Raw genomic sequence first — 21902 nt, forward strand, 5'->3', positions numbered from 1 at the left:
GTTCGTCGCCATGGATTGCGTGCGTGTCTTCAGCTCCTCATGAAACCTTCGCACTCGGCTTCCGCCCATCCGAGGGTCCTCTCCATTGCTTCACCCTGCGAGTGGCGCAGGCACATCTTGGTCAGCGTCGCTTGCGAGTAGATCTGCTGCGCGACTTTGGGCGGTGCTGGCGAGGCCGCAACTGACAGCTTCTGATGGTTATAGGGGTTCGGATAGTGATAGAGCGTGCCCTTTGGCGGCTCCGCTTCCGCCCAAACCTCCAGTGTCGTGAGGTTCTGGTAGGCCGGCAGATCATAGCCGCCGCTGGCGACCACCAGCTTCTCAATCGATGACGGCTGCGAGAGATGCGCAAGCAGGCTCTTGGCTGCCGCCTTGTTCCTGGAGAATTGCCATATGGCCCAGAAGAAGGGCACGTAGGGCGCGAAGCGACCTCTTGGGCCGGCCGGAAAGCCGTGGGTCCAGCATTGCTGGGCAACTTGCGGAGCGTCGCGCTTGGCGACTGCCCAGGCGCTCGGCGGGTTCATGATCAGCGCGCCCCTGCCGGAAATCAGCCATTTGTTGTTGGAGGCGTCGTCCCATGCCGCGACGTCTGATGGCAGGAAGGCGATCAGCTTCTTGTAGAAATCCAGCGCCTGCCGGACGGCGTCGGTCCTGACAGTCAGGTTGCCTTTGGCGTCGACGAGTTCTGCGCCGAACGACTGGAAGATCGCGCCGGCGGTATCAGTGCTGTCAGCGGTCTCGCCGACACCGATGCCGAAAGGGAAGCCGCCTTTCTGGCAGGCCTCGGCAGCCCTAAGGAACGTATCCATGGTCCAGTTGTCCGCTTTCGGCGGGCTGCCGGCCGGATACATCTCCTGCACGTCGATATTGGCGTATTTCTTCATCAGGTCGATACGCGAGCAGGGACCCTTGATCTGGCTGCCGACGCACGAGGGAACGGCGAGCCACTTGCCACCTGCCTGGCCGAGATATTCGACTGTGTAGTTGACCGCGCCGTTCTGCTGGATGATCGGCGCCATGATGTCGTTGACGGGCTCGAGCAGTTCGGCATTCGCATGCGGCAACCACGTGGCCATGACCAGGATATCGTGTCCGGATTTGGCTTGCGCTTCGGCGGAGACGGTCAGGAGGATCTTGTTGCCCTGGCTGGTGATGTAGTCGATCTGAGCCTCGACCTTTTCCTTCGCAGCCCATTCATTGACGAGATCGGTCAAGGTCTTGTTGGCGCCCGGCACCCAGTGGTCCCAAAAACCCATCGACAGTTTGCCAGCGGCGCAAGCGCCGCGCACATATGGCGCCGTGATCAGCGCTGCGGACGACATGGCAGTCGCACTTACAAATTGTCGTCGCGAAAGCTTTCGTGACATTGTTCCCTCCATGATGGCCAATTGGTGTTTTGTTTTTCGTGGGCTTCGGCGCAGTGCGCGGAAAAGCGAGCGCGCAAGCCTATGGTGACTTGCTTCGCGTGAGATTGAGTAGAATTGATTGATCGAAACACTGCATCGCTAAACGACTCGCGGCAGCAGCGCATTATTGTGTGAAATTCAATGCCTAAAGTTGTATTGGAGCAAGCGGTATAATCCGACAGCCACCCTGTCCCAACGTTTCTATCCGTCATCGGATCGCTTCAGAACCAAGAAGCGAACGACTCATTGCTCCGATTGGGCTGCGCTGCGTTCTGCCTGGTCGCGATGGAGGAACGGTCGCTCGCCGGCCAGTCGAGATAACGAGGGCGCGTTGCCATGGCGGTGGCGCCCGGGCCACTATTGTGCCGAGGTCAAGCCATGCCTTTCCAGGACCTGTCCCTGTTGGCCGCGGATCAGATCAGAGGCCTTCTCGGCGATCATGAGAACACATGCATTTATGTGCCCAGATACGATTGTTGGCATGACTGACGCGTCGACGATCCGAAGCGAGGTCGCGCCAAGGACTGAAAGCTGGCTGTCCACGACACTCCCGATTCCGCAAGTGCCGCACGGATGGTTTGCGGTGATCGCCGTGCTTCGAATCCACTGTTCAATATCGCCGTCCGATTGGACGCGCGAAGGTCCGGCTGATTTTCCTGCCAGCGAGGCAACCGCCGGGTGAGCGGCCAATTCGAGACCGATTTTTGCTCCACGCAGCAACGTCGCAAGGTCATCCGGGTGCTCGAGGAATCCGTTGCGGATTCTCGGTGCATCAAGCGGGTTCGTCGATCTCAACGAGATCTCCCCGCGACTTTTTGGATGAAGCAATGTTGGACGGATCGCAAAGCCGTCTTCAAAAGCCGGACGAATCCCTGGGAACCAAACGTAGGGCTGAGCGGCCGTTCCCCGAAACATGAATTCGATGTCCGGCGCCTCGAGCGAAGGATCGGTCTTGACGAACCCGAAGAGATACCTCGGAAGCATTGTCCCAGGTCCGGTCCCAAACAGATAAGCTCGGACCAGGGCTAACGAAATTCGGTCAAGGCGCATCGTCCTGTGGAAGGCACCCGGCGTGGGGCGGCTCCAGTTGAACCATGCAGCAAGGTGATCTTGCAAATTCTGGCCTACCGGCAGATCGATAAGTGTTTCGATCCCAAGAGAGGCGAGATGCTTCGTCGGCCCGATACCCGACAACATGAGCAAATGTGGCGTGTGATACGCGCCCGCACACAGTATGACCTCTCGATTCGCCATCACGTAGGCGCTTCGCCCACCGCTGACGTACCGTACTCCCACCGCTCGGGTACCCTCAAAAACGATTTGAGTCGCTTGCGCTCTGGTATGAAGTACCAGATTTGCGCGCTTCAGCGCGGATCGAAGGTAGGCTGAGGCTGTCGTCTCTCGACGGCCTTTCCAGGTGGTATTTTGGATTATCCCGAACCCCTCGTGCGTTTCTCCATTGAAGTCGTTCGTGAATGTGAAGCCGAGGTCGCGCGCAGCGGCGAGCCAGGCGTCGAACAGCGGATCGACTGAGCGCGAGAACTCGACGTGTATCGGCCCCGATCCGCCGCGCAATACGCTTCCTCCTTCCTGCCACGTTTCACAACGTTTGAAGTAAGGGAGAACATCGCTGTAGGACCATCCTCGGGCGCCCGCGCGAGCCCAGCCGCCATAGTCGGCACGATCGCCGCGCGTGAATGCCATCACGTTGATCGAGTGAGATCCGCCCAACACTTTCCCGCGCTTTGCGGGAATCACGCGGCCATTGAGACCGGCATCAGGCTCAGCCATCAGGCCCCAATCGTAGATCCCATACTCATGAAGCTTTCCTAGTCCGATCGGAATGCGGACCAGCGGATTTCGGTCGTATCCACCTGCCTCGAGCAAGAGAACAGTTGAATTGGCATCCTCGGAGAGACGGCTCGCCAGGACACAGCCCGCGGAGCCTGCTCCAACAACGATATAATCGTACGATCGTCGTTTCAATTTTTCGACGCTCCAGGACTGCGCTCAGAGGGCGCCTGCACCAAGCAGCGCAATGGCCCTGGCGTTAGAAGTAATCAATCAAGAAGAGCCAACAAGCCCGACACCGCAGCGTTCGATGCCGATGTCCGACCATTAATATGTTTCATCTGTAACGGAAACGTGCGCCCGGTCAGGCGAGCTCGATGCGGATGCCTTTGGCGCCGTTGAGCAGCCGCCGCAAATGATAGCTGGCGAGCGGATCGTCGGCATGCGTTCCGACCAGTGCGGCGAAAGCCGGCATGGCCGCGGCGTCACCCGACTCAAGCTTGGCAAAGGCGGTCGCATATTGCGTCGTGGCCGGCGCATCGAATCTTGCTGCCGATAAAGGCTCGTGGGCGCGCAAAGGCTCGCTGCGTCCGCGCAGGACAAGATCGCCGATCGGTCGTCCCTTGAAGTCCTGTGCCGCGTTTGCGACCGCGTCACTGACGCAGATCCGCGTGCCCAGCGCCTTGTTCGCGGCTTCCAGCCTGGCGGCGGTGTTGATCGTGTCGCCATAGGCCGTGTAATCGAAGAAGCGGTTGCCGCCGAAATTGCCGACCAGCGCCGGGCCGGCGTGCACGCCGATCCGTGTGGCGCCGAAATTCACGCCTCTCTCTTTCCAACGCCCGCGAAACGCCTCCGCCCATTCATCGAGCGCCTGCGCGCAGGCGATGGCGCGGGTCGCATAGTCGGGCTGGTCGCCGGGCGCATTGAACAGCACCTGGATGGCATCACCGATCACTTTCGCCACCGTTCCCTCGTGAGCGAAGACGACATCCGTCAGGCCGCCGACATACTCGTTGAGCAGTTCCGCCAGCACCTCGGGCACGGCCGTCTCGACCAGCGAGGTAAAGCCCGTGATATCGGTGAAGATCACGGCGACCTCGCGCCAGCGCACCTCCATGTCGTTGCCGTCGTCCCCGGCGGCAAGGCGCTTGGCGAGCTCGGGCGAGAAATAGCGCGACAGCGAGGCGTGGGCGCGCTCCGCTTCCATCTGGCGGCGGCGTGCCTCGCGCAGGACTTCGATGTGACGCATCGTCTTGTCGATCGTCATCTCCAGGTCGGCGAAATCGATGGGCTTGGTGATGAAGTCGAATGCGCCGCGATTCATCGCGGTGCGGATGTTGCTCATGTCGCCATAGGCCGAGACGATGATGGTCGACTTCTTGTCCTCTGCCTCCTGCAGTTTTGCCAGCAGTGATAGGCCATCCATGCGCGGCATGTTGATGTCGGAGACGACAAGATCGACATGGGGATGTTGCTCGATCGACTGAAGGGCTTCAAGGCCGTCACGCGCGAAGACGAAGCTCACCAGTCCGTCGCGGATCTGCCGGCGGAATTTCTGGAGCACGAGCGCCTCCAGATCCGGCTCGTCGTCGACTACGAGAATAGTGGCGGTCATGCGGATCGTTCCAGCCTCGCGTCGATCTCCTGGCGGACTTGGCTGAAGTCGATCGGCTTGGTCAAGAGGTCGTCCGCGCCTCGCTCCAGCGCCTTCTTGCGCGTCGCGGCGTCTCCGTAGGCCGTAATCATGATCACGGGAACGTCAGGCCGCCGGGCGCGGACCTCCGGCAGCATCTCGAGCCCGCTCATCCCGGGCATGTTGATGTCGGAGAAGATCAGGATCAGCGAGTGCTCGCCGACGTCGGATATGCGGGTCAGGGCCTCCGACGCCGTCCCGGCAAAATCCATCACAAAGCGCTGGGCGCGAAGATCGCGGCGAAATTGCTGGCGGAACAAGGCCTCCACATCGGGCTCGTCATCCACCACCAGGACCATCACACTCACGGCTAACCTCTGTTACTATCCGAAAAATTACTTCTGCGCGGCAGCAGGATGGTGAACTCGGTAAACGCGCCGGGTTCGGTCTCGACATTGATCATGCCGCCATGCTGCTTGACGATGATGTCATGGCTCATGGAAAGTCCGAGGCCGGTACCTTCCCCTGCCGGCTTGGTCGTGAAGAACGGGTTGAACATCTTCTCCTTTACCTCGGGCGGAATGCCGACGCCGTTGTCGCGGATCCGGATTTCGACGTATTCGCCACGGCTGAGTGTGCTGGCGCTGACCTCCGGTTCAAATCCTGGACCATTTTCGCTGCTCCGCTTGGCGACCGCATAAAAGCCGTTCGAAATCAGGTTCAACAGCACACGCGTGATCTCCTGCGGGAACACCTCGGCCGTGCCGGCATCCGGGTCGAGGTCGCACCTGAGGGTCACGTTGAACCGCGGCTTCTCGGCGCGCGCGCCGTGATAAGCGAGGTTGAGACTCTCCTCCACAAGCGCGTTCACGTCGGTCGGCCGGTGCTCACCGCCGCCCTCCCGCGAATGTAGGAGCATGTTCTTGACGATGGAATCGGCGCGTTTGCCGTGCTGCACGATTTTTTGCAGATTGCCCTTCAGGAGGCCGCTCAGCTCATCGACCTCGTCGCGGACGCTGTCGGCGAGTGACGCTGATGCCAGCAAATCGCTCAGCTCGCCCGTCAGTTCCGCGGAAAGTGCGGCAAAATTGTTGACGAAGTTGAGCGGATTCTTGATCTCGTGCGCGATGCCGGCCGTGAGCTGACCAAGGGAGGCGAGCTTTTCGGTCTGGATCAGGCGATCCTGCGCGGCGCGCAGATCGTCGAGGGACTTTGCAAGTTCCCTGGTGCGGGCCTGCACCTGCTCGAACAGCCGCACATTGCCGATTGCGATCACGGCCTGATCGGCGAAAGTCTGCAAAAGTGCAATCTGCTTGTCGGTAAACGGGTGCACCTCGTTGCGGCGAAGCACGATCGCGCCGATGCTCTCGTTTTCCCGCAGCAGCGGCACGCTCAAGATGGTGCGGTGTCCCATTTGAAGCGCAAGCTCGCGGCCTTCCGGAAAGTCAGTTTGCTCGTCACGGAGATCGGCGACATGCACAGGGGTCTGGTCGACAAAGGCGCGGCCCGCAGTCCAGTTGCGATTGATCGGCCATTTCTCAAGGGGAATGGGAATAGGCCCGTGATGAGCGCTGAATCGCAGATCGTTGCCGTCCTTTAGCGCCACGGCGGCGTCATAGGCATCGCAAAGCTCGCAGGCGCTGTCGACGATTGCCTTCAATGCCGGTCCGACATCTGTCGGCGAGGACGCAATCACTTTCAGGATGTTGGCGCTGCCGGTTTGATAGGTGAGGGCTTCCTGCAGATCGCGGGTCTTGGCCTGCACTTCGTTGAACAGCCGCGTGTTTTCGATGGCGATCACGGCCTGATCGGCAAACGTCCTGAGCAGGGCGATCTGGTTGTCGGCGAACGTGCCCGCTTCGGAACGCGAAACACCGATCGTACCGATCGCAACGCCTTCGCGCAGCATCGGCACGACGATGATGCTTCGATATCCTCTGGCGCGCGCCATCTCCTTGACGGCCTGGGAGACATCGGGTTCGGTTTCGATATCGGTGCGAAATGCGATGGTTGAACTCTGTGCGACCCGGCTGTGAATCCCCGGGGACGTCAGCGGGGCAGGGAACGAATTCTCTATCTCCCTGTCCCCGGCTTCGCTTCCCGCCGTGTGGGCTGCCAGATGAAGCATGTCATCCACAACGCGCGTGACGAGCGCCGTCTGGCCGCCGAGCAGCCGCTTCGCACTTTCGGCGATGGCGTCGAATACCGGCTGTACGTCGGTTGGCGAGCTCGCGATGACGTTGAGAATTTCAGCGGTCGCCGTCTGTCGCTCCAGCGCTTCTCTTGTCGCGTTGAACAGGCCGACGTTCTTGATCGCGATCACGGCCTGGTCGGCGAAAGTCTGCAACAGCCGGACCTGGTGCTCGCCGAACGCGCCGGTCGCCCGGCGCGTGGTGATGATGATGCCGATGACCTCGCCCTCGCTGACCAGCGGGGCGAACAACATGCTGCGATAGCCGCGCGCACGCGCGATATCCCGTGCGGCCGGTTCGAGCTCGGTATCGGGCAGTTGCGCGGCCGTACCATCAGCCACGAGCTGGTAGGGCGGGAATTGAGCGAAGGGCATTGGAAACGCCGCCTGCAGCGCAAGGTCACCGGCAGGATCGGTCGGGGTGAAGGCCGCCAGATGGGCGGCGCCGCCCGCATAGCGAAGCACCGCGGTGGAAAAGCCGCCGATCAGCCGGTTGGCGTTGGCTGCGATGGCCTCGAACACCGGCTGCACGTCGGACGGCGAACCTGCCATCACATTCAGGATATCGGCGGTGGCGGTCTGCCGCTCCAGCGCTTCCCGCGTCTCGTTGAACAGACGCGCGTTCTCGATCGCGATCGCGGCCTGATCGGCGAAGGTCTGCAGCAACTGCACGTGGTCAGCGGCAAACGCGCCAGGCTCGGCACGTGTGACGCTGATCATGCCGACGGGCGTTCCCCTGTTCATCAGCGGCATGAACAGGACGCTGCGGAAACCGCGCAGCCTTGCCAGCTCCTTGTTCAGTTGCGGGACGTCGTCGGCCTCGCTGTCCGGAAACTGAACCGTCTTGCCATCGCGAACCAGGGCAAAGGTCGGAAAGTCTGCGATCTGTCGCGGGAATGATGACTTCAGTCCCTCGTCCGCCTCCAGGCTGGTCGGCGTGAACGCCACCAGATGAAGTTCATCGCCGACGAATTGGAGCACGGTCGCGGAGAAGGCGCCGAGCAGGCGCTTGGAGCTGGACGCGATGGCCTCGAACACCGGCCGGGCATCGGACGGGGAGGCTGCGATGGTGCGCAGGATCGCCGCGCCCGCGCTCTGGCGATCACGCGCAACCGCAAGCTCGCTTTGCAGGCGTGCATTCTCCGCGGCACCGGATCGCAATTGCTGCTCGAGCTCGTCGATCCTGCGCCTCAGCTCGGCGGCGATGTCCTGGGAAAGCGCGGTCATTCGTGATCCGGTTCGGCGTCGCTGCGCGAGCAGGCGCACTGCGCGGCCGACGGAGGCCGGCCTGCCTATTTGCCGCATTATCACATTCCGCCCGGCCGGGGGCCAGTGCCCGCAAGCTGCCGGCATCTGCGCTCGAAAACGCTCCGGTCACTTCACCTGGCGTTTTTCCAGCTTTCGGGCCAAAGTCCGGCGGTGCATGCCGAGCCGCCTTGCGGCCTCGGAGATGTTGAAATCGGCTTCGATCAGGGTCTGGTGAATGCGTTCCCATTCCAGGGTCTTGATCGAGGTGGGACGCGCGGCCACCTCGATATCGGCGTTGCCCTCCGCCTTGCGGAAGGCGGCTTCGATATCGTCTGTGTTCGAGGGCTTGGCGAGATAATGGCAGGCGCCGAGCTTGATGGCTTCCACCGCGGTGGCGATGCTGGCAAATCCGGTCAGCACGACGATCAGCATCTCGGGATCGTGCGCATGCAGCGCTTCCACGCAGGCCAGCCCCGAGGCGCCGCCCAGCTTGAGATCCACCACGGCATAGCCGGGGGTTTTCTCTTCAAGCACTTTCCGGGCCTCGTCGAGCGAGGCCGCCACGACGACCTGATAGTCGCGCCGCTCGAACGAACGTTTGAGGGTGCGGGCAAAACCTTCTTCGTCTTCCACGATCAAAAGCAGCCGTTCATCCGTCAAGGCTGCCTCCGATCGCAAGCGTTGCCAGGGGCAGTTCGAGGCTGATGGTTGCACCTCCCTCTGCATTGTTTCGCGCCGTCACGACCCCGCCGAGCTTGCGCACGACATTGACGACCAGGAACAGGCCGAGGCCGCTTCCCGGGCGGCCCTTGCTCGATTGGTAGGGCTTGCCCAACTGCGCCAGCATTTCCGGCGCAAAGCCCGGTCCGCGATCGGTGACCGACAGCATAAGCCGGTCGTCGGCGCGCTCGGCCGCGAGCTCGATCCAGTCGCGCGAGACTTCTGCGGAATTGTCGAGCACGTTGAAGATCGCCTGTTTGAGCGCGACCTCGGAGACAACGGGCAGGTCGGTGCCGAACTCGTTCCGGAAGTACAGCGTAGCCGACGGGCGCGTCGTGCGCCACTCCTGGACCAGCGCCGCGAGAAATGCAGTTACAGTCGTCGGCGACGATTCTTCGCCGCGCGCCTCGCCGGCCGAGACGAGAATACCCGTGACGATCGACTTGCACCGTTGCAGCGACGTCTCCATCTCGAACAGATCGTCCGAGAGCTCCGGATTCGATGTGAGGGCTGGCATGCGGCGCCAGTCGCTCAGGATCACCGACAGCGACGCCAGCGGAGTGCCGAGCTCATGGGCCGCCCCGGACGCGAGCAGGCCCATGCGAACGATGTGATCCTGCTCGGCGGCATGCTGGCGCAGCGCGGCCAAATTGGCATCGCGTTTCCGCAGGTTGTGGTTGATGCGCGTCACGAACACCACGAGCAGGACGGCATTGAGCGCAAAGCCGATGAACATGCCGGCGACATGAAGGCTGAACGGATCGCTGAAGCCGTACTGCGGCAGCCCGAGCGGGCGATAGGCGACGGTCAGCCCGGCGAAGCTCAAACAAGCCAGCCCGACCAGCGACCAGGTCGAGCGCGCATCGAGCAGGACCGCGCCGAGCGTCACCTGCAGAAGGTAGAGCGATGTGAACGGATTGGTCGCCCCGCCGCTCAAATAGAGCTGGCAGGTCAATGCAGCGACGTCGAGCATCAGCGCGAGCAGGAGTTCGCGATTGTTGATCTCCGCCCGGTAGCGCACCCAGACCAGGCTCAACAGGTTGAGCGCCACGAGGGCTGCGATCACGCCGGCCATCGGCAGGATCGGCAGGGCGATGCCAAGCCATTGATCGACGAACGCGATCGTCACGATTTGGCCGATCACCGCGGTCCAGCGGAGCTGGATCAGCAGCGCCATGTTCTTGCGGTTGGTGGTGTCGTCGGTCGATTTTGGCGCATCCAGCGCGACCGGGGCTGTGCCGGCGCCGGCCTTCGCCGGCTCCGTCATGGCCTCGCCCGCCGTTTTCCCGTGGTCATGCTGATCCGATATGCGCTCGAGCATCTGGGCCCGTCTTGCGAGATAAATTGCGTGCGGCGGCCACCAGGCTCCGCACGGCATCGCGCCGCGCATCGAAGTCGCGGACATGGTCCCTGACGCGCAAAGCGCGCAGGAGTGCGGCCGCCAGCATAATGGCCATGGCGAACCATGTCAGCGCGTAAATCAGATGGTTGTTTGGGAACCTGACGACGGTCAGCCCGCCGATCGGATAGCCGCCGCCGTTCGGGGTCGCGTCCGCATCGACGAAGAACGGTGCGACCTGCGACTGTCCACGCGCCGCGGCGATCGCTGCGACGTCGCGGGAATACCAGCGGTTTGCCGCCGGGTCGTTGCTGCGCAGGAAGCCGCCCTCTGGCTCGGTGATCCGCAGCAGGCCGGTAACGCTCACTATTCCGGGCGGGTTTCCCTCGCGCCGTGTTGAGGGCTCCCGCCGCTCCGGGGGAACAAAGCCGCGATTGACCAGGACCGTGACGCCGTCCGTCGTCTGCAGCGGCGTCAGGACCCAGAAGCCGCGGCCATAGTCGGTCACCGCCGCCACCAGCGTCTCGCGCTCATGCAGGAAGTGGCCGCTGACGGTTACCCGCCGGTATTCGTCGCTCGACGCGGTAATCGCGTGCCACGACGAGGGCGCGGGGATCGGCTGAGGGGCTGCATGCTGGCGCTGCTCGACCCGGTCGATCAGTGCCAGCTTCCATGTCCTGCGCTCAAGCTGCCACACGCCGAGCGCGGTCAGCGCGACCACGCCCAGCGCCGCAAGGGCGACCAGCAGCAGCGAGAGGGCAGATGGGCGCGCCGTCACTGCATGGTGCTCATGTCATGCCCGGGCATCATGTTGACGTTGAGGTGATGCATGACCCAGAGCGTTCCGGTCAGTCCGATCACCACCATGATGATGGTGAAGATCAGCGCCATCATGGTCCAGCCGCCCTCGGAGCGGGTGTTCATGTGCAGGAAATAGACCATGTGGACCACGATCTGGATCGCCGCCAGCGCCGTGATCGCAAGCCCGGTGAGCTGCTTGTCTCCGAGCACGCCGCTCATCACCAGCCAGAACGGGATCGCGGTGAGGATGACGGAGAGGCCGAAGCCGATCAGGTAGCTTTCGCGCGAGCCGCCGGCATGGTGCTCGCCATGTCCGTCTGCAGGGTGTGCGTCGTGAGCGGGTTGCAGGGAGTGAGTATCGGCTTTCATCGGAGCATTCCCATCAGGTAGACAAAGGTGAACACGCCGATCCAGACCACGTCGAGGAAGTGCCAGAACATGCTGAGGCACATCAGACGCCTGCGGTTGGCCTCGATCAGGCCGTAGCGCGCGACCTGCACCATCAGCGTCACCAGCCAAACCAGGCCGAAGGTGACGTGCAGGCCGTGGGTGCCGACCAGCGTGAAGAAGGACGACAGGAAGGCGCTGCGCTGTGGCGTCGCGCCCTCGTGGATCATGTGGGCAAACTCGAACAGTTCGATGCTGATGAATGCCAGGCCGAACAGCCCGGTTATCACGAGCCAGGCCTGCATCGCGCCGACGCGCGACTTCTCCATCGCCAGCATCGCGAAACCATAGGTGATCGACGACAGCAGCAGCATCGAGGTGTTGACCGCCACCAGCGGCAGGTCGAATAGATCCTTGGGCGCCGGGCCTGCCGCGTAGTTGCCGCCGAGCACGCCAAAGGTCGCGAACAGCATCGCGAAGATGAGACAGTCGCTCATCAGGTAGATCCAGAAGCCGAGCATGGTGCTCGCGCCTTCCGGATGCTCGTGCTCGTCGACGACGTAGAAGACCGGTTCGGAATTTTGTGGAGGGACGACGGCGAGTGTCATGACTTGGCTCCAGCGGCAAGCAGGTGCGTGCGCGCATCTTCCACCCGGACGACCTCATCGGCCGGAATGTGATAGTCGCGGTGATAGTTGAAGGTGTGGCCGATCGCGACCGCGAGCAGGCCGATGAAACTCACGGTCGCCAGCCACCACATGTACCAGATCAGGCCGAACCCCATCGCCGTGGCCAGCGCGGCGAGGATGACACCCGTGCCGGTGTTGCTCGGCATGTGGATCGGCTTGAACCCGGTGAGCGGACGCCGATAACCGCGGCGCTTCATGTCCCACCAGGCGTCGTTGTCGTGAACGACGGGGGTGAAGGCGAAGTTGTAGGCCGGCGGCGGCGACGAGGTCGCCCATTCCAGGGTGCGTGCATTCCAGGGGTCGCCGGTCACGTCCTTCAGCGCTTCGCGCTTGAGCACGCTGACTGCGATCTGAACCAGGAAGGAGATGATGCCGAGGAAGATCAAGAATGCACCAATGCCGGCGATGATGAACCAGATCTGCAGGCTTGGGTCGTCGAACACCCGCAGGCGGCGTGTGACGCCCATCAGGCCGAGCACGTAGAGCGGCATGAAGGCGAAGTAGAAGCCCACCACCCAGAACCAGAACGACAGCTTGCCCCAGAATGGATCGAGCCTGAAGCCGAAGGCCTTCGGAAACCAGTAGGCGATGCCGGCAAACGCGCCGAACACCACGCCGCCGATGATCACGTTGTGGAAATGGGCGATCAGGAACAGGCTGTTGTGCAGGACGAAGTCCGCCGGCGGCACCGCCAGCAGCACGCCCGTCATGCCGCCAATCACGAAGGTGAACATGAACGCGACCGTCCACATCATCGGCAATTCGAAGCGGATGCGGCCGCGATACATCGTGAACAGCCAGTTGAACATCTTCGCTCCCGTCGGGATCGAGATGATCATGGTGGTGATGCCGAAGAAGGAATTCACGCTGGCGCCCGAGCCCATCGTGAAGAAGTGATGCAGCCAGACCAGATAGGACAGGATCGTAATGACGACGGTGGCGTAGACCATCGAGGTGTAGCCGAACAGGCGCTTGCCCGAGAAGGTCGAGGTCACCTCGGAGAATATGCCGAACGCCGGCAGCACCAGGATGTAGACCTCGGGGTGGCCCCAGATCCAGATCAGGTTCACGTACATCATCGGGCTGCCGCCGAAGTCGTTCGTGAAGAAGTTGGTGCCGATGTAGCGATCGAGCGACAGTAGCGCCAAAACTGCCGTCAGCACCGGGAAGGAGGCGACGATGAGGACGTTGGTGCACAGCGAGGTCCAGGTGAAGACCGGCATCCTCATCATCGTCATGCCGGGCGCGCGCAGCTTGACGATGGTACAGATCAGGTTGATGCCTGATAGCGTCGTGCCGACGCCGGCCACCTGCAGCCCCCAGATGTAGTAATCGACACCGACGTCAGGACTGTAGCCGATATTCGACAGCGGCGGATAAGCGAGCCAGCCGGTGCGCGCGAATTCACCGACGAACAGCGAAATCATCACCAGCACCGCGCCGCCGACCGTCATCCAGAAGCTGAAATTGTTGAGGAAGGGGAACGACACGTCGCGCGCGCCGATCTGCAGCGGGACGACGTAGTTCATCAGCCCGGTGACCAGCGGCATGGCGACGAAGAAGATCATGATCACGCCATGCGCGGTGAAGATCTGATCGTAGTGGTGGGCGTTGAGATAACCTTCGGAGCCGCCAAAGGCGATCGCCTGCTGCAGGCGCATCATGATGGCGTCGGCAAAGCCGCGCAGCAGCATCACAATGCCGAGGATCATGTACATGATGCCGATGCGCTTGTGGTCGACGGTGGTGAACCACTCGCGCCACAGATAGCCCCATAGCCGGAAATAGGTGACGGCGCCGAGCAGGGCGACGCCACCCAGCGCCACGACGACGAAGGTGCCGACGACGATCGGCTCATGCAGCGGCAGCGATTCCAGTGTCAGGCGGCCGAAAATCGCTTTGGCGAGGGAGGAAGTATCGAACATGCGGCGCTCTTTAGGAGTCTGATTTCGGACGCGGTCCGAGAAGAAGGGAACTCGAGGATGGATTGGCGGGCGAGAACAGCGGACGCTTGAGGCCGGCCCCGCGCAGCGGTGTCGTGTCGAACGGGACGGTGCTCTCCGGCTCGGATTGCCCCTTGAGTTCGTCGACCGAGCAGATGCCCGCCACGTAGGTCGGTTCGGGCCCGAACACCGCGCCGCGCCGGGCATATTTGTCGTAAGTCAGCGGCAGCGTGTTGTTCAGTCCTTCGCGACCAAGCCCACCCTTGGCATCGATCGCCATCATCTCGCTGGCGCACATCTTGCCGGGCTCGACGCACATGTTGACGATCGCCTTGAACAGGTCGCTATCGACGGAGCCGTAGCGGCGGACCGGCTCGTTGGCGCTCGGGCGTTCGAGCACGAGGTATTCGTTGCGGCCGAGCATGTCGCCGCTTGCCTTGACGTTCGTGATCCACTTGTCGAATTCGGCCGTCGTCAGGCTGTGGAACGCGAAGTACATCCCGGAGAAGCCGGCGCCGCTGTAATTGGCGGAGAAACCCTTGTAGACGCCGGGCTTGTTGGTCACGGCGTGCAGCTTCGTCTCCATGCCCGGCATGGCGTAGACCTGACCGGCCAGCGCCGGAATGTAGAAGGAGTTCATCACGGAGGAGGCCGTGATTCGGAAACGAATCGGGCGATCGACGGGAGCTGCAAGCTCGTTGACGGTGGCGACGCCGTACTCCGGATAGATGAACAGCCATTTCCAGTCGAGCGCGACCACCTCGACATTGAGCGGCTTGTCTTGGGCCTCGATCGGGCGGTCGGCGTCAATGCGGCCAAGCGCGCGGTAGGGGTCGAGCAGGTGGGTGGCCATCCAAGTCAAGGCGCCCAGGCAGACGATGATCAGGAGCGGCGCCGACCAGATGACGAGTTCGAGCTGGGTGGAATGGTCCCATTCGGGCTCATAGCGGGCTGATGTGTTCGACGCCCGGTAGCGCCAGGCGAACAGCGCGGTCAGCGCCATCACCGGCAGGACGATCAAGAGCATCAGAACGGTGGAGATCACGACCAGGTCGCGCTGCTGCACGGCCACGTCGCCGGCCGGGGCGAGTACGACAAAATCGCAACCTGAAAGAGCGGCTGCGAGCGGCAGCAACGCCAGAATCCTCAAGACACGCACGGTGGAACCTTGTTGGAAATTTCCTATGTGAAACAGGGGGTAGCTGCGATGCAACAAAGAGGACATTGGACAATTTGTCCAATGTTGCAGTGCGCAATAGCGGCCCAAACAGCGCCTTTGAGGCCGCTAGCGGCAAGACCGGATGGTGGCCGTCTCAATCAAGAACGGAATAAGGCATAAGGCGCGATGGCGATGACACAGGCCCCAGCAATGGCTCACGGCCACCCGATGACGGCAGGTCACGAACCGGCGCGCCCGGGGGAGATCGCCATCGGCGTCATCATCGGCCGCACGTCCGAATTCTTCGATTTCTTCGTCTATGCGATCGCATCCGTGATCGTGTTTCCGCGCCTGGTGTTCCCATTCGCGAACGAGCTGACCGGGACACTTTATTCTTTCGGCATCTTCGCGCTGGCCTTCGTGGCGCGTCCGCTCGGGACCGTCATCTTCATGACGATCGACCGCCATTACGGTAAGAGCGCGAAGCTGATTATCGCGCTGTTCCTTCTGGGCACGGCGACGGTGGCGCTCGCCTTCCTGCCCGGCTATGAGACGATAGGCGTCGTCGCGATCTGGCTGCTGGCGCTGGCGCGTGCCGCCCAGGGCCTGGCCTGGGGCGGGGCCTGGGACGGCCTTGCCTCGCTGCTGGCGATCAACGCGCCGCGACATCACCGCGGCTGGTACGCCATGGTGCCGCAGCTCGGCGCGCCGCTCGGACTGATCGTGGCAAGCGCCCTGTTCGCGTTCTTCGCCGGCAACCTGTCCGCGGAGGATTTCTTCGACTGGGGCTGGCGCTACCCGTTCTTCGTCGCGTTCGCGATCAACGTGGTCGCCCTGTTCGCACGGCTGCGCATGGTGGCGACTCCGGAATATGATTCGGCATTCGAAAGCCGCGAGCTGCAGCCGGCTCGCATCGTCGATACGGTTCGTGACGAGGGGCGCAACATCCTGCTCGGCGCCTTCGCGCCGCTGGCGAGCTTTGCGCTGTTCCACATGGTCACGGTGTTTCCGCTCTCCTGGGTGTTCCTGTTCACCCGAGAAAGCCCGGTGCGGTTTCTCATCATCGAGATGATCGGCGCCGCGTTCGGCGTGGTGGCGATCGTGGCTTCGGGAGTGATCGCCGATCGCGTCGGGCGAAAATTACTGCTGACCGCGTCGGCGATCGCGATCGCCGTCTATAGCGGCTTCGCTCCGCAACTGCTCGATGCCGGCGCCGTCGGTGAAACCATCTATATGGTGCTGGGCTTCATTCTGCTGGGCCTGTCGTTCGGCCAGTCTTCGGGAGCGATCGCCTCCAGCTTCGCGCCGATGTACCGCTACACCGCCTCGGCGCTGACCTCGGACCTCGCCTGGTTGTTCGGGGCCGGGTTTGCGCCGCTCGCCGCACTCTTGCTGGCGACCCATTTCGGCCTGATCTCCGCCGGCGCCTATCTCTTGTCCGGCGCGGTGTGGACGCTGCTGGCGCTCTGGCTGAGCGGGCTGCGCGAAAACATCATCGAGTAGCGGCGAACGGAGAAAGACTAGAGCTTCGGTTCTGATTGAATCAGAACCGAAGCTCCAGATTCTTGTTTTGACGCGTTTTCCTCGCGCGAACCGGTAATCCACTTCGCTCGAAAACGCTACGTTACTCCACCACGATCTTCACGCGATCGCGGGGTTTGACCTGGGCGTGGGCGTCCAGCCCGTTGAGGACGCGGAAGCGCTCGGTCGGGTGGTCGACGCCGCTCATGCGGTGCGAGAGCGATTCCACGGTGTCGCCGGGCTGCACATTGATGACCTTGATGCGCAGCGGACGCGCGGCCTGGATTTCCTCGAGCGTCAGGCGGCGGAACGAATTGACGGTCTCGCGCGCATTGCGCTCGCTCTCGGTGGTCTTCTGCTTGGCCGCGAAGATGAAGCGATAGACGTCGCTGCCGAAGCGCAGTGCGTAGACTTTGAACTGCCATTGGTCGCCCCGCGCGGTGGCGGACGCCGCCGGGAAGCCGTTGACGGTGATATCCTCTGTGGAAGCCTTGTCGACGCCTTCCATCCAGCCGGAGTTGAGATAGTCGCCGAGCGACTGTTCCGCCGGCACCCGCACCACATCGAACCGCATCGCCTGCGCGCCGCCTTCGCGAACGCCGATCACCGCCTGCGCGGTGTTGTCGAGCGTGAAGTTCTCCGGGGCCTGGAAGGTGAACCCGAGCTTGGGGTGCAGAAAGCGGCGGCCGCGGACGAAACCCTCGCTCGGGTCTTCGCCATAGACGATGTTGTCGATCGCGGCGAGATAGGTCTCGCGGTCGCGCTCGGCACCTTCAGGCGCCGCATATTGCCGCGCTGCGGCCTGCGCATTGGAAATGCGTTCGGGCGTTGCCGGATGCGAGGACAGGAAGTCCTGCGCGCGCGGATCGAACGAGGTCTTGCCGACCTTCAGCGCCGCATTGCGCTCCATCGCCGTGAGGAAGCGCGAGGCACCATAGGGGTCGAAATGCGCGCGCGCGGCGATGCCGACGCCGATGCCGTCGGCCTCGAATTCCTGCTGGCGCGAGAAGCTCGCCATCGTGAGCTTGGTCTTGGCCAAAGCGAGCGCAGTGAGATCGGGATCATTGCTCATGTCCGTGACGACGCGCGTCACCACCGCCGCCTGCCGTGCCTGGTCTTCGCGGATGGAGGCGTGCTTTGCGAGTACGTGCGCCATCTCGTGGCTCAGCACGGACGACAACTCCGAGGTGTCGCTGGCGAGTGCGATCAGGCCGCGCGTGACATAGAGCTGGCCGGTCGGCAGTGCGAAAGCGTTCACCGCGCCGGAATTGAGGATCGTCACCTTGTATCCCTGGTCGGGACGGTCGGACGCGGCGACCAGCCGATCGACGGTCTTGCTGATCAGGCCTTCCAGCTTCGGGTCGTCATAGGCGCCGCCATAGGTGGCAAGGATCCGCTCGTGCTCGCGCTCGCTCGCCGGCGTCTGCGCGACCGTGGGCTTCGGTTTTGCCGCTTGGGGCGCCGCGACCGGTGCTGCGGTTTCGAACCGGCCGGCGCCGAGATTGCCGCAGGCGGACAGCAGGGTCGCCGCGCACAAAAGCGCCAGCGCAGCCGAAAGGCCGCGGCCCGTCCTGTCCCGCCGTCCCACACCCTCAATCACGCCAGCTACTCTCAAGCTGCCGGAAGATATCATGGTCCGACCCGCCGGATCACGACCCCATCCCTGTTTGCGCCCTGTTTACGCATGATCTCTCGGAAGAACGAGCTTCCCGGATCATGCTCTCATCTGTTTGCTTGAGCACGACCTTTTCGGAGAGCCGCTTCCCCTTTTCATGCCCTTAGTTCCCGCCGAGCACTTCTAATTGCCCCACCCGGAGCAGTTCGATCCGTGGCCCGTTGCGCGCTTCGATCCAGCCGCGGATGCGAATCCGTCGATTTTCCAGTGACTTAGGCGCAAACCCAGCCGCCTCGAGCGCGGGGATCATGCGCCTTGGAATAGTCACAGCAAAGTCCCGTGTCCAGTTCCGGCCAAAGTTGAGGTAGGTGGTTGCTCCCGCCTGACGGACGGACAAGACCTTCCCCTCGACCACCGCAAAACGCCCGATCCCCGCCAAAATATCGCCCGGACTTTCCGCGTTTTTTATGGCCGAGGCGTCGGCCCACGTTCCCCTTTTGGCCTGCCTCGCCTCGGCCTCGGCGGCAAGCAACAGGGTGGCGCAATCCCGATTCGAGACATCAGGCGATACCATCGCCTGGCCCTGCTTCAATAGCTCGCTTTGCACGGCCGCGTCGGAGCCCGAGACAAAGACGAACGCCGCCTGGCGTCCATAGCGGTCCGGCGCGTCGTCCTCGCCCTGCAGCGAGATGTCGCGTCCCATCACCAGCGCCGACAGGGCTGCGGCCCCTTTCTGCCGGTCCGCAATCTCGATGCCGGCGAGGCGGATCTCGCGGCCGTCGTCGAGACGAAAGCTGCGCCCGCCGGTCACGGACACGACCCGGCCCTCGCCCTGGGCTTCGAAAGCGCATCCCGCCGCGCGGGCCGAATCGGCTATCACCGGAGGCATGAGGCACAACAGCAACATTTGTGCACAAAATTTCGCGTGATGCGCTGTCACTTTGTGGCCCCGTGTCATGACGCCGCTGCTAGCCGACTGAATTAGGACATGATTTTCCGTAACGACGTCGGTCTCCGTCCGACACTATCCCCGGGGCATTTTGACTTGAGGCCGATTGCGAGCATAAGTAGCACCCCATCGGCGGGGACCAGCAATGAAGCCGGAGCGCTGGATTTCGCGCAAGCAGTCTTGCCGTGCGTCCGGGCACAACAGGAAAGATAAGTGCTGCATGAACTCGTTTTTTCGGCGGCAGTTGACCGATTACGTTGAATATCATCGTGACCCCTGGAATTGCGTGATGCATGTGTTCGGCATCGTGTTCCTGTTCCTGGCGGCCATTCTCCCCCTCAGCCTGTTGTCCTTCACTCTGTTCGGAGTTGAGGTCAGCGCGGCCGTGCTCGCCGTGCTGCCGGTCCTGTTCTACTGGTTCTTGCTCGATCTTGCGCTTGGTGCGGGAATCTTTTGCGGGGCTGTCGCTCTGCTGTCACTGGCCGCCTGGATTGTCAGTCATGTGACCATCACCGGCTTGTGGTCGCTTACGGCGGTCCTCCTTGTCGTGGGAGTCGCCTCGCAGATCATCGGGCACCAGGTGTTCGAACGCAGGAAACCCTCGATGGCCGACCACCCCGCCCATCTGCTGCTCGGACCGATGTTCGTGATGGCGAAATTATTCATCGCGCTGGGCTTTCGGCACGATCTCGCGCGTATTATCCAGCCTCCGCAAGATTCCCTGTCGTATTCCCAGTAGCTCCAGCCGTACTGCATCCCACCGCATGACACGAATCCTAGTTACAGGCGGTAACGGCTTCATTGGCAAGCACCTGGTCTCGGCGCTCGTCGCGCAAGGCAGCGACGTGCGTGTGCTCGATCTGCAGCCGCCGTCGCGGGCGTTGCCGAAGGTCGAGTATGTCAAGGGATCGGTGCTTGACCGCGACCTCGTAGACAGCGCCATCGACGGCGTCGACGAGGTGTATCACCTTGCCGGGTTGCCCGGGATGTGGCTGCCGCGGAAAGCCGATTTCCACGATGTCAACTGTGGCGGCACCGAGGTCGTGATCGGGACCGCGTGCAAGCGCGGCGTGAAGCGGCTCCTGCACTGCTCCACCGAATCAATCCTGTTCCGCGCCTTGCGATCGGACGATCGCCTCGCCGACGACGCGCTATTGCCCGACGACATGCCGGGGCCCTATACGCGCTCGAAAATGCTCGCCGAACGCTATGCGATGCAGCAGGCGGCAGCGGGATATCCTGTCGTCATCGGCTGTCCCACGATGCCGATCGGGACCCACGACCACAATTTCACGCCGCCGACGGAAATGCTCCGGCTCTTCCTGAGCCAGCGCGTGCAGCTCTATCTGGATTTCGTCGTGAACCTGGTCGACGTGCGCGATGTCGCGGCAGGGCTGATCCTCGCCATGCAACGCGGGCAGTTCGGACATCGCTACATTCTCGGCGGCGAAGGCATCGCGCTGAAGCAGGTGCTGCGGATCATGGCGCATGTCAGGGGCCGGCGCACGCCGCGCCTTGCGATCAATGGCCGCCTTGCCGAGATCACCGCGGGCATCCTGGAGTTCGTTGCCGATCGCGTAACCCACCGGCCGCCGTCGGGCACGGCCGAAGGGGTGCGGATCGCGCGGCGGGCAGAGGCGCTGTCGATCGAAAAGGCGCAGCGCGAACTCGGCTACGCGCCCGGGCCGGTCGAGCCGGTGCTTCGCGAAACCATTGCGCATCTGCTTGGCTCCGGTCACAATCAGGCGGAATGGGAACCGGCGTCGAGCCCGGGCGCCCAGTCGTTCAATACCACGCGCCGGTTTGGCGTCTGATCCAATCGCCTGATACGGTTGCAATATGTCGCAAGACCCTGGTCAATGGTTCGCGTTTGTCTGGAGCGGGTGGACCGCCACCTGGCCCACCCAGTTGCTCGCCATCATCTGGATTCTATGGGTCATGAGCTGGGTGGCGGCATCGGTCTGGTCCGGCCAGACCAAGAAACACGTCATGACCTCGGACTCGCTGAGGTACCGCATTCCGATCCTCGTCGGCGCGATCCTGTTCCTGCCATGGACCGGACAGGTGCTGGGGGAAAAGCCGTTGTGGCAGTTCGGCAGCTTCGGCATCTACGTAATGGCGGTCCTGACGCTGGCCGGAATCTCCTTCACCTGGTGGGCGCGAATCCATCTCGGACGGTTCTGGTCGAACGCGATCACGCACAAGGAAGGGCACCACGTCATTGACACCGGGCCGTATGGCCTCGTGCGCCATCCGATCTACACCGGCCTGATCGCGGGAATGCTGGTCACCGGCATTGCCGTCGGGACGGTGACGGCGATCCTCGGGGCAGTGCTGATCTCGCTCGGTATGGCGCAGAAGGCCCGCATGGAGGAGGTATTCCTCAGCGCCGAACTCGGCGCGGAGGAATATGGAGCGTATCGCCGGCGCGTTCCGATGCTGATCCCGTTCATGCCGGCCGGTTAGCCGCAGCACGGTTTCTGCTTAAATCAGAATGGCGCCGTAGCCCG

At 62.7% G+C, this 21902-nt stretch carries 18 protein-coding genes; 4 read left to right on the top strand and 14 right to left on the bottom strand.

Annotated elements, in window-relative coordinates; translation table 11 throughout:
- Positions 1-29 precede the first annotated feature (29 nt).
- The 12 genes from AC5ZG5_RS07415 to cyoA all read right to left on the bottom strand — a co-directional run bounded on the left by AC5ZG5_RS07415 (position 30) and on the right by cyoA (position 15307).
- On the bottom strand, positions 30-1367 hold the full coding sequence (locus AC5ZG5_RS07415) for an ABC transporter substrate-binding protein (protein WP_456641431.1): 1338 nt from the start codon (positions 1365-1367) through the stop codon (positions 30-32).
- A gap of 396 nt (positions 1368-1763) precedes the next feature.
- Positions 1764-3392: a GMC family oxidoreductase gene (locus tag AC5ZG5_RS07420; protein WP_456641430.1), complete on the bottom strand. Its 1629-nt coding sequence runs from the start codon at positions 3390-3392 to the stop codon at positions 1764-1766.
- A gap of 169 nt (positions 3393-3561) precedes the next feature.
- The gene (locus tag AC5ZG5_RS07425) at positions 3562-4812 is read right to left on the bottom strand and encodes an adenylate/guanylate cyclase domain-containing protein (protein ID WP_456641429.1); all 1251 of its coding nucleotides are present in this window, start codon (positions 4810-4812) and stop codon (positions 3562-3564) included.
- Positions 4809-5198: a response regulator gene (locus tag AC5ZG5_RS07430; RefSeq protein WP_028164261.1), complete on the bottom strand. Its 390-nt coding sequence runs from the start codon at positions 5196-5198 to the stop codon at positions 4809-4811. The genes AC5ZG5_RS07425 and AC5ZG5_RS07430 overlap by 4 nt, the downstream gene beginning before the upstream one ends.
- A 2-nt stretch (positions 5199-5200) precedes the next feature.
- Entirely contained in the window at positions 5201-8248 is a 3048-nt protein-coding gene (locus AC5ZG5_RS07435) for a GAF domain-containing protein (protein WP_456641428.1), read from the bottom strand.
- 147 nt (positions 8249-8395) lie between these two features.
- A complete protein-coding gene (locus AC5ZG5_RS07440; RefSeq protein WP_028164262.1) occupies positions 8396-8929 on the bottom strand; it encodes a response regulator transcription factor in 534 nt (177 codons plus the stop codon).
- Positions 8919-10256: an ATP-binding protein gene (locus tag AC5ZG5_RS07445; RefSeq protein WP_456641427.1), complete on the bottom strand. Its 1338-nt coding sequence runs from the start codon at positions 10254-10256 to the stop codon at positions 8919-8921. Before AC5ZG5_RS07445 ends, AC5ZG5_RS07440 begins: the two co-directional genes overlap by 11 nt.
- A gap of 25 nt (positions 10257-10281) precedes the next feature.
- The gene (locus AC5ZG5_RS07450) at positions 10282-11106 is read right to left on the bottom strand and encodes an SURF1 family protein (protein WP_456641426.1); all 825 of its coding nucleotides are present in this window, start codon (positions 11104-11106) and stop codon (positions 10282-10284) included.
- Positions 11103-11498, bottom strand: a complete 396-nt coding sequence (cyoD, locus tag AC5ZG5_RS07455) for a cytochrome o ubiquinol oxidase subunit IV (protein ID WP_130225985.1) — start codon at positions 11496-11498, stop codon at positions 11103-11105. Before cyoD ends, AC5ZG5_RS07450 begins: the two co-directional genes overlap by 4 nt.
- Positions 11495-12124 carry a cytochrome o ubiquinol oxidase subunit III gene (gene cyoC / locus AC5ZG5_RS07460; RefSeq protein ID WP_130225984.1) on the bottom strand — a complete coding sequence of 210 codons (630 nt, stop codon included), beginning with the start codon at positions 12122-12124 and terminating at the stop codon, positions 11495-11497. Before cyoC ends, cyoD begins: the two co-directional genes overlap by 4 nt.
- Entirely contained in the window at positions 12121-14130 is a 2010-nt protein-coding gene (gene cyoB, locus AC5ZG5_RS07465) for a cytochrome o ubiquinol oxidase subunit I (RefSeq protein WP_456641425.1), read from the bottom strand. The genes cyoC and cyoB overlap by 4 nt, the downstream gene beginning before the upstream one ends.
- 10 nt (positions 14131-14140) lie before the next feature.
- Positions 14141-15307: a ubiquinol oxidase subunit II gene (gene cyoA, locus AC5ZG5_RS07470; protein WP_130225982.1), complete on the bottom strand. Its 1167-nt coding sequence runs from the start codon at positions 15305-15307 to the stop codon at positions 14141-14143.
- A gap of 186 nt (positions 15308-15493) precedes the next feature.
- Here cyoA and AC5ZG5_RS07475 point away from each other — a divergent pair, with 186 nt between their 5' ends.
- Positions 15494-16810: an MFS transporter gene (locus AC5ZG5_RS07475; protein ID WP_456641424.1), complete on the top strand. Its 1317-nt coding sequence runs from the start codon at positions 15494-15496 to the stop codon at positions 16808-16810.
- 121 nt (positions 16811-16931) lie between these two features.
- On the opposite strand, the gene AC5ZG5_RS07480 is transcribed toward AC5ZG5_RS07475, so the two are convergent.
- Together AC5ZG5_RS07480 and AC5ZG5_RS07485 are read right to left on the bottom strand one after the other, a co-directional pair.
- Complete coding sequence (locus AC5ZG5_RS07480; RefSeq protein WP_456671158.1) at positions 16932-18428, bottom strand: M48 family metalloprotease; 1497 nt, start codon at positions 18426-18428, stop codon at positions 16932-16934.
- Positions 18429-18606: 178 nt separating this feature from the next.
- Positions 18607-19401, bottom strand: coding sequence for a thermonuclease family protein (locus AC5ZG5_RS07485; RefSeq protein WP_456641422.1), 795 nt, complete (start codon positions 19399-19401; stop codon positions 18607-18609).
- A gap of 211 nt (positions 19402-19612) precedes the next feature.
- On the opposite strand from AC5ZG5_RS07485, the gene AC5ZG5_RS07490 reads away from it, so the two are divergent.
- From AC5ZG5_RS07490 to AC5ZG5_RS07500, 3 genes are read left to right on the top strand one after another with little or no spacing between them, the layout of a single operon-like run.
- Complete coding sequence (locus AC5ZG5_RS07490) at positions 19613-20131, top strand: Mpo1 family 2-hydroxy fatty acid dioxygenase (protein ID WP_130225979.1); 519 nt, start codon at positions 19613-19615, stop codon at positions 20129-20131.
- Positions 20132-20156: 25 nt separating this feature from the next.
- The gene (locus AC5ZG5_RS07495; protein ID WP_456641421.1) at positions 20157-21206 is read left to right on the top strand and encodes an NAD-dependent epimerase/dehydratase family protein; all 1050 of its coding nucleotides are present in this window, start codon (positions 20157-20159) and stop codon (positions 21204-21206) included.
- Positions 21207-21231: 25 nt separating this feature from the next.
- The gene (locus AC5ZG5_RS07500) at positions 21232-21858 is read left to right on the top strand and encodes a methyltransferase family protein (protein ID WP_028164273.1); all 627 of its coding nucleotides are present in this window, start codon (positions 21232-21234) and stop codon (positions 21856-21858) included.
- Positions 21859-21902: the final 44 nt, after the last annotated feature.

The organism is Bradyrhizobium sp. Ses1 (genome assembly GCF_059512365.1).

Bases quoted from the DNA above. Each gene is read 5' to 3' on its own strand.
- AC5ZG5_RS07415 (WP_456641431.1), bottom strand. From the start codon at position 1,367: ATGTCACGAAAGCTTTCGCGACGACAATTTGTAAGTGCGACTGCCATG.
- AC5ZG5_RS07425 (WP_456641429.1), bottom strand. From the start codon at position 4,812: ATGACCGCCACTATTCTCGTAGTCGACGACGAGCCGGATCTGGAGGCG.
- AC5ZG5_RS07435 (WP_456641428.1), bottom strand. From the start codon at position 8,248: ATGACCGCGCTTTCCCAGGACATCGCCGCCGAGCTGAGGCGCAGGATC.
- AC5ZG5_RS07445 (WP_456641427.1), bottom strand. From the start codon at position 10,256: ATGACGGAGCCGGCGAAGGCCGGCGCCGGCACAGCCCCGGTCGCGCTG.
- cyoD (WP_130225985.1), bottom strand. From the start codon at position 11,498: ATGAAAGCCGATACTCACTCCCTGCAACCCGCTCACGACGCACACCCT.
- cyoC (WP_130225984.1), bottom strand. From the start codon at position 12,124: ATGACACTCGCCGTCGTCCCTCCACAAAATTCCGAACCGGTCTTCTAC.
- cyoB (WP_456641425.1), bottom strand. From the start codon at position 14,130: ATGTTCGATACTTCCTCCCTCGCCAAAGCGATTTTCGGCCGCCTGACA.
- AC5ZG5_RS07475 (WP_456641424.1), top strand. From the start codon at position 15,494: ATGGCGATGACACAGGCCCCAGCAATGGCTCACGGCCACCCGATGACG.
- AC5ZG5_RS07485 (WP_456641422.1), bottom strand. From the start codon at position 19,401: ATGACACGGGGCCACAAAGTGACAGCGCATCACGCGAAATTTTGTGCA.
- AC5ZG5_RS07490 (WP_130225979.1), top strand. From the start codon at position 19,613: ATGAACTCGTTTTTTCGGCGGCAGTTGACCGATTACGTTGAATATCAT.
- AC5ZG5_RS07495 (WP_456641421.1), top strand. From the start codon at position 20,157: ATGACACGAATCCTAGTTACAGGCGGTAACGGCTTCATTGGCAAGCAC.
- AC5ZG5_RS07500 (WP_028164273.1), top strand. From the start codon at position 21,232: ATGTCGCAAGACCCTGGTCAATGGTTCGCGTTTGTCTGGAGCGGGTGG.